Genomic DNA, 10543 nt, shown 5'->3' with positions numbered 1-10543 from the left:
GAATATGGCGTTGGGCGGATATACCCCAAAACAGCATGTGTTACGTGCTGCATAACTCTACTTATGACCTCCGTTAAAAATGGGGGGATTACCGGTGAACCTTAAGGTTTCCATCTACTCCCCAACCCCGGGGATATGCCGGGGATATTTTACATAGGTAATTATGGGTAATATTAGGGCATATTGGAGGGGATGAGAAAGCGATAAATTACTGATTTTTCTATATCAAGTAAAAACAGTGATTTAAGTGACTCAAAACTCATAATCGATTGGTCGTTGGTTCAAACCCAACAGGGGCCACCGAATTTTTTTATTTAAAATCATATGGTTAAGCCACTTTTAAACTAGTGGCTTTTTCTTTCGTTTAGCACAGTGCCGCAAAAGTGTCTCGGCAAATTTAGACCATATCCGAAAGCGGTCATGGGAGGTTAGCAACTGCAGGGCATTGGATCATGAAAGAACAGTGACGTTTTTTCCAGTTTTACAAACTCAACAAACACCAAATAACCAACTGTTTTATAATACTTTTTATGAATAGTTTCCACGATTTGAGCATTCAGCAACCAGATCCTTCCATCTAAAAAATTAAAATAAATCCCTTGTTTATCTTATAATTATGGTTTTCTCTCGATCCTTTTTAGATCCTAAAAACTGAAAAATGTTTATGATCCGAAAATCGCAGGCGGGCGCGGTGTCGCGCTGATTTAGTCAGCGACTGTTTATTTTTTGAAAAACATCACTAAATTTTTCTGATTTGATAGCCCGCCAGCCGAAATGCGATCAGGTTCGCCTTGATCTAACGGGGAAAATAGCGCGTTCTCCGAAAACAGGCAAAGCCCCGGTTCAGGAACGCATCAAGATACAAAGTGGCCAGGTTGAAGCCCGCGCTAAATCAATGTGTCGGTTAGGGTTTGTTGTTCTTTTCCAGCCAGGCCTGCATCTGATCGATCTCTGGCTGCTGGGCTTTGATAATCTCTTCGGCCAGCTTGCGTAACTCAGGATCTTTACCGTATTTGAGCTCGGTCTGCGCCATGTCAATGGCCCCTTGATGGTGAGCAATCATCCCTTTGGCAAACGCAATATCAGGAGCACTGGTCTTCATTCCTTCCATCATCCGGGCATGCATCTCATCCATGCCTTTCGTATAAGCCTGTTGTGATGACGCGGTTTTGTCCCCGGCGTCATGATCGCCGGAATTCCCATGCCCACTATGAGCACTGTCCGCAGCAAAAACGAAAAGCGGCGCCAGTAACACCGTAGTTATTAACAGATTTACTTTTCTCATCGTAACTTCTCATTCAGCTAGTGGAATTCATTTCACAGAGTAGACGTTCCTGTAAGGGGAAGGTCAAGCAATAGATGAAAGAAAACCGCCGAACCATCCCATCACAACACACTCTGCAGTGAGATAATCCGGCGGTTTCAACAATTTGCCGTTTATTCAGCAGGCATAGGCATTGGCTGGCCATCACGTTTTTGAGGTGGCTGAGTCAGCCGTTTTTCGAAATTGTCGTTGTATTGCTTTTTCTGTTCAGGAGTCAGGATGTTGTAAATCTTGTTTTTGGTTTCTAACCCATTGAGCATTCTTGCTTTACGGGCCTCTTCAGCTTTGTCCAGTTGCGCCTGTACTTTTTGTGCATCAAACGAGTCAGAGGCGATCAGGCTGTGCATTTCACGCTGCTCATCCACCATGGCTTTATGCATTTTCTCACGTGAGTCTTTCATGATGTCTCTAACCTGCTGTTTCTGCGCATCCGTCAGATTCAACTCTTTAAACATCATGTCAGGCCCCATCATGCCACGGTGCTCTTTGCCATCCTTCTTCATCATCATCTTATGTTCCGGCATATCGCCTTTGGACGTTTCATTCGCATTAGCAATGCTCACTGAACCCAACGCCAGAGAAGATGCGACCAATATCGCTGTTAATTTACGCATTATTATATCCCTCACTCAGATTTAACTCATCGACGACGATTGTCGTGCTATCGGGACTAAGTATAGTCCTGACAGCTTCAGTTAATTAGAGCAAGGGTAAATCTCTGCAAGGAATAACTTCATATTTGCAGCAATTGTGGAGAGTACGATGGAATTGTGTAAGAAAGCGGGAAAATTATGTTAAGTCGGTGATGACTTATTTCGCATCATTCACCACGTCCGATCAGGGAAGCGAACGCGTGAACGCTGACGCCTCTTTAGCCAGCGCATCAAGATGAGCGCTGATGATTTTTACTTTTTGCAATAGCGGGTTACGTTCCGGCGAGTTATCCATGGCGTTCATCCGCGCCAGCAACTGTTCAATCTGTGAGGCAAGCTGGGCTTCACGCTGTTTCGCCAATAACAGTTGTTGTTGCCACTGATGGCAATCATCCCGCCAGCGGGATTGCTGCTGTTGAACGCTTCGCTCCAGCGCCTGCAATGCCTCCTCCAGACGCGTTTCTAATTCTTCAATCCACATGAAACATACCTTCGGTTGATTATTGGGCGGATTATAATGACATACGGCCCGGACAACAAACAACCGGGCGCATCCTTAATCCGCCTACCTTGCCCCGGCTGGCATTAACGATATGAATTAACGAGACGCCGCCGTTTTTACCGCCCGCAGCACCACAAATCTGGCGTTGCTGGCGATCAGTTCACAATTACCGAACAAGCGTTTCAGCTTGTGGAAGTAATCTAGATGACGATTGCCCACAATGCGTAATTCGCCGCCAACCTGAAGGCAGCGGCGGGCATCAAGAAACATCTGCCAGGCAATTTGGTCTGTGACGGCCTGCTGTTGATGAAACGGAGGGTTACACAACACCGCCTGCAAGCTGTCGTGTCCGATGCCTGCCAACCCGTGGTTAACAGCAAAACCGCAGCGATTTTTGTCTTGCGGACAGTTCACCTCAACATTCATTTCGCTGGACGCCACCGCCATGTAGGATTCATCAAAAAAGCTGACGAACGCATCGGGATTACCCGATAAAGCCGCCAGCCCAATCACCCCATTACCGCACCCTAGATCCACAATCTTGCCTGACAACTGTTGCGGAAGATGTTGCAGGAAAAAACGCGCGCCAATATCCAACCCGCTGCGCGAAAATACATTCGCATGGTTATGGATTCGGTAACCGTACTCTTCCAGATCCCAAACAGAAGTAAGTGGTTGCCCACTTACTTTTAAGTCCGCGACCTCGCAGTGGATCAAGCGCGCTTTTTTCCAAGCCAGCGAGGTTTTAGTCGGCCCCAGAATGCGCTCGAACAATTGTAAAGTAGAGGTGTGGATATCGCGGGCTTTAGCCCCGGCAATAATCCGCGTTTGCGGGGTCACGACCTTGCGCAACATACGCAACTGATGCTCCAACAGCGCCGTGGTTTTTGGGATTTTAATTACCACCAACGCTGGCGCATCAGGTAACGGCGCCAGACTATTCAGTTGTTCGACCGAATCTTCAGCAAAATTATTCAACGCCAGATTGTAGCGTGTCGCCAGTTGGCTCATAAAAGAATCGCTGATGCTGATCGGCGATTGCGACTGTAAACCACAGGCCAGCGCGCCGAAAGCATCGTTAAAAATCAGGCGTGGCCCAGGGGCAATCTCCGTCATGACAAGCTCGCGCAGCAAGAATTCATCCGCCGCTTCCCACGCCTGTAGCGCCGAGTTATCCGCCACTTGAGGATAACGCGCCAGAGTCAGGCTATGCGTTTCCAGTTCGAGTTGGCTCATTCGCCTCTCCTGAGTCATAAAATTTGCGCTGTTTATCCCTTAAAACCGCACGCCAGTAAATGCTTTTCTCAATACGCCGGGAAAATGCGCGTCTTTCCACAGCATTAAAACAGTAACATTGCCTTGGCATCTCCTCATGGTAATCTGAGGTTCCGTATGGTTCTCAGCAGGATACCAAACACTTATGATTCACTTTGCTATTATAGGAACAAGTTGGATCACCCGTCAGTTTGTCGATGCCGCCCACGAAACCGGTAAAATGAAGCTGACAGCCATTTATTCTCGTACGCCAGATAAAGCGCAGCAATATCAGACGGACTATCTGGTCGATACACTATTCGATTCGCTGGAGGAGATGGCGAAATCCGATCTGATCGACGCCGTTTATATCGCCAGCCCCAATTCACTGCATTGTGAACAATCTCTGCTGTTTTTACGTCATGGCAAACACGTTATCTGTGAAAAACCGCTGGCTTCCAACCGGGATGAAGTCGAACAGATGATCGCCTGCGCCAAAGAAAATCAGGTGGTGCTGTTTGAAGCCTACAAAACCGCCAGCCTGCCGAACTTCAACGTAGTGCAGCAGGCGTTGCCGAAAGTCGGCAAATTGCGCAAGGTTCTGCTGAACTACTGCCAGTACTCTTCCCGTTATCCCAAATATCTGGCGGGCGAAAATCCGAACACCTTCAACCCGGCGTTCTCGAATGGTTCCGTCATGGACATTGGTTACTACTGTCTGGGGTTTGCCGTGGCGCTATGGGGAGAACCCGGTACGGTACAGGCCAGCGCAACACTACTGGACAGCGGGGTGGACGCGCATGGCAGCATCATCATGAATTATGGTGATTTTGATGTAACCATCGTGCATTCCAAAGTCAGCCACTCCGCCATTGCCAGTGAGATTCAGGGGGAAGAAGGCACACTTATTATTGAGAAACTGTCTGAATGCCAGCGAATCACTTTCATTCCTCGTGACGGCAAATCACTCGATCTCAGCCAGCCGCAACACATCAACAGCATGTTGTATGAGGCGGACAACTTTGCCGCGTTGGTGGCGGATAATCATCTGAATCATGCGGAGCTTGCCCGTTCACGCACGGTGGCGGGGTTGCTGACCGAAATCCGCCGGCAAACCGGGGTGGTTTTTCCTGCTGATACCGTGGCGGCGGGAAGCCCGACATAAACAGCGGCAGGATAATTATTTGACCTGGATCAGGATTTCACCTATCTTTTGTCGGGCAAAGGGGAGTAACTTTTCCGCCGGTTAATCGTCATTACGGTGCGTCACGCACCCGGTTACCGGGCAACTGAATGAAACAATTTCATGACGGTTGTAAGTGAGACCTTGCCGGAAGGCGAGGTTCATTTGCGGCTTGATGATCGAGCGGCCAGCGTCTTCCGATGTTGGCCGTTTTTGTTTTTATCTAAAGGATACTGCTATGCACACCATTGGCACGCCGTGGTTATGGGGCAGCTTTGCTGTCATTGTTATCGTTATGCTGGCCATCGACCTACTCTATCAGGGTAAAAAAGGATCGACGGTGATGACATTCAAACAGGCGGCCGCGTGGTCCATTGCCTGGGTGACACTCTCTTTATTGTTCAATGCGGGCTTCTGGTGGTATCTGGACGAAACCCTGGGTCGTGAAGTCGCCAATACCCAGTCTCTGGCCTTCCTGACCGGTTATCTGATTGAGAAAGCGCTGGCCGTTGATAACGTCTTCGTCTGGCTGATGCTGTTCAGCTATTTTGCCATTCCACCGCAATATCAGCGTCGCGTGCTGATTTATGGCGTGCTTGGCGCCATCGTGCTGAGAACGCTGATGGTGTTCGGCGGCAGTTGGCTGGTCACGCAATTCCAGTGGCTGCTATATGTGTTCGGCGCCTTCCTGCTATTTACCGGCATCAAGATGGCGATGGCCAAAGAGGATGATGGCGCGATTGGCGATAAACCGATGGTACGATGGATACGCGGGCATCTGAGCATGACCGATACGATCGAAAACGATAAGTTTTTTATCCGTCGCAATGGGTTGTTGTACGCGACGCCGTTGTTCCTGGTACTGATTCTGGTAGAAATCAGCGATGTGATTTTCGCCGTTGACAGTATCCCGGCCATTTTTGCCGTCACGACCGATCCCTTTATTGTTTTAACCTCCAACTTGTTTGCGATTCTGGGATTGCGCGCCATGTATTTCCTGCTGGCTGGCGTGGCCGAACGTTTCTCGCTGCTGAAATACGGACTGGCTGTGATCCTGATCTTCATCGGTATCAAGATGCTGTTGATCGATATCTTCCACATTCCGATTGCCATTTCGCTCGGTGTGGTCGCCGGTATTCTGATTATCACCATGTTGATCGACGTTTGGGTTAACCGCCGCGCAGCACAATAATTCGCCTTTTCACGCTTTCCGCGCCAGATAGATGCTGCGCGGAAAGCGTGATGCCTGAATAAAATTCCACTCTGAAGCAGAAAAAACGGCATTTGCTCTTTTCCAGCCAACAAATTTTCATATACTGATGCGCGCAAATACATTTCGTTACGGAAAAAAACAAAAAACCAGTCGTTATTCACGCAGAGGCAGGCTTCCGTAAAACGCAACCACTCATCGGAAACGGTCACACCGTCAAAAATATGGATAAGAATCAATCACGTTTTTTGCAGTATCTTGCTCAAGGCAGTCTGGTGCAACAAATTCTTCTGGGACTCGCAGCCGGTATTATTCTCGCGTCTCTCTCGACACAAGCCGCCATTGCCGCAGGCTTGTTAGGCACCCTGTTCGTCGGCGCGCTGAAGGCCGTTGCGCCAGTGCTGGTGCTGATGTTGGTCATGGCGTCCATCGCCAACCACCAGCAAGGTCAAAAAACCAATATTCGTCCGATACTGATGCTGTATCTGATCGGAACCTTCTCCGCCGCCTTGGTTGCCGTGCTGCTCAGCACCCTCTTCCCCTCGACGCTGGTGCTCAACGCGCAGGCGGAAAATATCACACCGCCTTCAGGGATCGTCGACGTGCTGGAAGGGCTGTTAATGAGCATCATCGCCAACCCTATTCATGCGCTGCTCAATGCGAACTATATCGGCATTCTGGTGTGGGCCGTTGGACTGGGGATCGCATTCCGTCATGGTTCACAGAACACCAAGAGAATGATTAACGACGCTTCCGATGCCGTGACTTTCATTGTTCGCGTGGTGATTCGCTTTGCGCCGCTGGGCATCTTTGGTCTGGTATCCTCAACGCTGGCGAAAACCGGGTTCGGCGCGCTGTGGGGCTATGCGCATCTGTTGATGGTGCTTATCGGCGGTATGCTGTTGGTTGCGTTGGTCGTTAATCCATTGATTGTTTACTGGAAAACACGGAACAATCCTTATCCGCTGGTATTGCGTTGCCTGCGGGAAAGCGGCGTTACCGCCTTCTTTACCCGCAGTTCCGCCGCCAACATTCCGGTGAATATGGAACTGTGCCGTAAATTGAATCTGGATGAAGATACCTACTCCGTCGCCATTCCGCTGGGCGCGACCATCAACATGGCCGGCGCCGCCATGACCATTACCATACTGACGATGGCTGCGGCCAACACGCTGGGCATTCATGTGGATCTGCCGACCGCTTTGCTGCTTAGCGTGGTTGCGTCAATCTGCGCCTGCGGCGCGTCTGGCGTGGCGGGCGGTTCGCTGCTGCTTATTCCACTGGCATGCAGTATGTTTGGCATTTCAAACGATATCGCCATACAGGTGGTTGCGGTTGGCTTCATCATCGGCGTGTTGCAGGATTCTGCGGAAACCGCCGTCAACTCCTCAACAGACGTAATCTTTATTGCCGCGGTTTGTGAAGCCGAAGACGCCAAACTCGCGGAAAAAGAGCGCCTGAATATGCTGTAATCCCGGCGAATGCAGGAAACGTCTTGTTTCGCGATGCCCGCCCTGGCGGGCATCTTTTTGTCTACAGAAAATTAAATGAAACAACGTTTTATGTTAATTAGAATGTTTTCGCTTTACAATGTTACACCGCTTTTAAATATTGCCAGTTCACGGAAGTCATTAATTTCATTCCTGGCTCGCTTGCCATCGGCAATCTCGACAATCAGTTCGATAAACTGCGTCAGCAACGTCTCCATCGACATCCCCTGAAGCAGACGGCCTGCATCAAAGTCGATCCAGTGCGGTTTCTTTTTCGCCAGTTCGCTGTTGGTCGCCAGCTTGACCGTAGGGACAAAGCCGCCGTAGGGCGTTCCGCGCCCGGTGCTGAACAGCACCATATGACAACCGGCCCCGGCCAACGCGCTGGTTGCCACCGCATCATTACCCGGCGCGCTGAGCAAGTTAAGGCCTGGTGTAAGTAAGCGCTCACCATACTTCATTACATCCACCACCTTGCCTTGTCCGGCTTTTTGCGTACAGCCGAGCGATTTCTCTTCCAGCGTCGTGATGCCGCCCGCTTTGTTGCCCGGCGAAGGATTTTCATAAATCGGCTGATCGTGGGCAATAAAATACTGTTTGAAGTCATTGACCATATGCACCGTTTTTTCAAAGGTGGCGACATTATGGCAACGGCTCATCAGAATGCGTTCGGCGCCAAACATTTCCGGCACTTCAGTCAGTACGGTTGTACCTCCATTGGTAATCATATAATCAGAGAAACGGCCCAGCAGCGGATTGGAGGTAATTCCAGACAAACCGTCCGATCCACCGCATTCCAGACCGAATTTCAGTTCGCTGAGCTTGCCTGGCGCGCGCTTGTCATTACGCATCGCCTGATACAGGACGCGCAACCTTTCCAGACCCGCCTCCACTTCATCATCCTGCTGCTGACAAATCATAAAGCCGACTCGCTCAACATCATATTCGCCCAGCGTGGCGCGAAATGCGTCCACCTGATTATTCTCGCAGCCCAGACCGATAACCAGTACCGCTCCCGCATTCGGATGACGAACCATATTTTGCAGCATGGTGCGCGTATTCTGGTGATCCTGCCCCAACTGAGAACAACCGAAAGGATGGCTGAACAGATAGACGCCATCGATATCCTGCGCATCCTGCATTTCTTTCAGGAAACGTTGCTGGATCTGACGGGCAATCCCGTTGACGCACCCGACCGTCGGCAGGATCCACAGTTCATTGCGGATACCGACATCGCCGTTGTTGCGACGATAAATCCGCACTTCACGATCCGGCATTTGTTGCGGCAGATCGATGAACGCCGGCTGGTACTGATATTTATCCCAATCACTCAGGTTGGTTTTCGCATTGTGTGAATGGATATGTTCACCGGGCGCGATTGCCGCCAGCGCATGACCAATAGGCAGGCCGTACTTAATGATCATCTCCCCGGCGGCGAGGCTTTCCAGCGCGAACTTATGCCTACGCGCCACCGGTTGCAGAAGGGTAACCGTATGGCTGTCCACCGCTATCGTTTCATCTTGTTGCAAATCACGCAGCGCGACAGCCACATTGTCCAAAGAATGAATTTTTATGATGCTTTGCATGGATAACCCTTTTTGCTGTCAGCAATAATCAGCCACAGCTGATCGCATACCGTGCTCAACAATCGTTTGTACCTGCCGGGTTACCTGCGCAGCCAGCCCCGGAAGTTGTGTCAGATCCTGTTCCCAGTGTTCCGCGTCACTCAATACGACATGCACCAGTTCCGCCAGGCTGACCGTGTTGTTTTTCACTCCCCCCCACAGCGCGCCATAGCGTTCCAACCAACGCACATCATCCTGCAACGGATAGCTTTCGCCGTGGCGCTCGCCACGATAGAAGGTTATCAGCGCCGCGAGCGCAAAGGTCAGACGCGGCGGTAGATCACCCCGACGTTGGCGATAGGTCAGTAGCTGCGGCAAAATTCGCGTGCGGAATTTGGTCATGCCATTCAACGCGATAGACAGCAGTTGATGTTGGATAAAAGGATTGCGGAAACGGCTTAATACCGCCTGAGCAAAAGACATAAGTTCATCATGCGGTAAGTCGAGCGCCGGAACGATCTCTTGCGCGATGGTTTTTTCTACAAATTGACCAATCTGCGCATCATTCATTGATTCGCCAACCGTATCCAGACCAGCCAGAAACGCGACCGGAACCAACGCCGTATGCGCGCCATTCAGAATGGCGACTTTGCGTTCTTTATACGGTTTGATGTCGTCAACGATGCGCACGTTCAGTTGCAACGAGTTCAGACGTAATACTTCCGCCAACCACTGCGGCCCCTGGATCACAAACAGATAGAAGTATTCGGCGGTAGCGAGAAAGGCATCCTGATAACCCAGTTCCTGCTGCAACGCGCTGACTTGCGCACGCGGATAACCGGTGACAATACGGTCCACCAGCGTTGAACAGAAGGTATTGCTTTCATGCAGCCAGGTAATAAAGTGTGGCGACAGTCGCCACTGTTCGGCATAGCGCAACACAAGTTCTTTCAGCGCCGCCCCGTTATAATCAATCAATTCGCAAGGCAGTAGCACCCACCCCTGATCTGCGGCGCCGTTAAAGTGACTGAAACGCTCATACAGCAAGCGAGTCAGCTTGGCCGGGAAACTGGCTGGCGGCGCGTCGCTAAAACGATCATCGGCGTGATAGCTGATACCGGCTTCCGTGGTATTGGAAAAAATAAAGCGGATATTGGGATCGCGTGCCAAAGCCAGATAATCATCAAACTGGCGATAGACATTGATTTCACGGTTTACGGAGCGAATCAGACGCGGTTCACACACCGCTTCGCCCTGCTCGTTCTGTAGTGGAATACTGAATTTGGCCACCTGAACAGAGGTGATATGCTCACCTCAGAACAACACAGGTGCTCCAATGAAAAAAAGAAATTTTAGTGCAGA

At 50.4% G+C, this 10543-nt stretch carries 8 protein-coding genes and 1 pseudogene; 3 read left to right on the top strand and 6 right to left on the bottom strand.

What is annotated here, in order from left to right; all coding sequences use genetic code 11:
• Positions 1 to 904: 904 nt before the first annotated feature.
• The 4 genes from copM to rlmG form a co-directional block, all read right to left on the bottom strand.
• Positions 905 to 1285 (bottom strand): CopM family metallochaperone, encoded by a 381-nt coding sequence (gene copM, locus DES54_RS17905; protein WP_113869695.1) that lies wholly within the window; start codon positions 1283 to 1285, stop codon positions 905 to 907.
• A 152-nt stretch (positions 1286 to 1437) separates the two neighbouring features.
• Positions 1438 to 1938: an ATP-independent periplasmic protein-refolding chaperone Spy gene (gene spy / locus DES54_RS17900; protein ID WP_113869693.1), complete on the bottom strand. Its 501-nt coding sequence runs from the start codon at positions 1936 to 1938 to the stop codon at positions 1438 to 1440.
• A gap of 223 nt (positions 1939 to 2161) precedes the next feature.
• Entirely contained in the window at positions 2162 to 2458 is a 297-nt protein-coding gene (locus tag DES54_RS17895) for a hypothetical protein (RefSeq protein WP_113869691.1), read from the bottom strand.
• A 117-nt stretch (positions 2459 to 2575) separates the two neighbouring features.
• Positions 2576 to 3715, bottom strand: a complete 1140-nt coding sequence (gene rlmG / locus DES54_RS17890; RefSeq protein WP_113869689.1) for a 23S rRNA (guanine(1835)-N(2))-methyltransferase RlmG — start codon at positions 3713 to 3715, stop codon at positions 2576 to 2578.
• 184 nt (positions 3716 to 3899) lie between these two features.
• On the opposite strand from rlmG, the gene DES54_RS17885 reads away from it, so the two are divergent.
• The 3 genes from DES54_RS17885 (at position 3900) to sstT (ending at position 7598) form a co-directional block, all read left to right on the top strand.
• Positions 3900 to 4898: a Gfo/Idh/MocA family protein gene (locus tag DES54_RS17885; RefSeq protein WP_113869687.1), complete on the top strand. Its 999-nt coding sequence runs from the start codon at positions 3900 to 3902 to the stop codon at positions 4896 to 4898.
• A gap of 256 nt (positions 4899 to 5154) precedes the next feature.
• Entirely contained in the window at positions 5155 to 6108 is a 954-nt protein-coding gene (locus DES54_RS17880; RefSeq protein ID WP_113869685.1) for a TerC family protein, read from the top strand.
• A gap of 242 nt (positions 6109 to 6350) precedes the next feature.
• Positions 6351 to 7598 carry a serine/threonine transporter SstT gene (sstT, locus tag DES54_RS17870; RefSeq protein WP_113869681.1) on the top strand — a complete coding sequence of 416 codons (1248 nt, stop codon included), beginning with the start codon at positions 6351 to 6353 and terminating at the stop codon, positions 7596 to 7598.
• Positions 7599 to 7711: 113 nt separating this feature from the next.
• On the opposite strand, the gene DES54_RS17865 is transcribed toward sstT, so the two are convergent.
• Both DES54_RS17865 and DES54_RS17860 read right to left on the bottom strand, forming a co-directional pair.
• Entirely contained in the window at positions 7712 to 9202 is a 1491-nt protein-coding gene (locus DES54_RS17865; protein ID WP_113869679.1) for a UxaA family hydrolase, read from the bottom strand.
• 18 nt (positions 9203 to 9220) lie between these two features.
• Positions 9221 to 10444, bottom strand: a pseudogene (locus tag DES54_RS17860) (tagaturonate reductase); the annotation flags it as partial.
• Positions 10445 to 10543 lie beyond the last annotated feature (99 nt).

The sequence above is a fragment of the Brenneria salicis ATCC 15712 = DSM 30166 genome (genome assembly GCF_003315515.1).
Lineage (GTDB): Bacteria > Pseudomonadota > Gammaproteobacteria > Enterobacterales > Enterobacteriaceae > Brenneria > Brenneria salicis.
The sequence above is the reverse complement of the archived record's forward strand: the minus strand, read 5'-3'. Positions and strand labels throughout refer to the sequence as shown.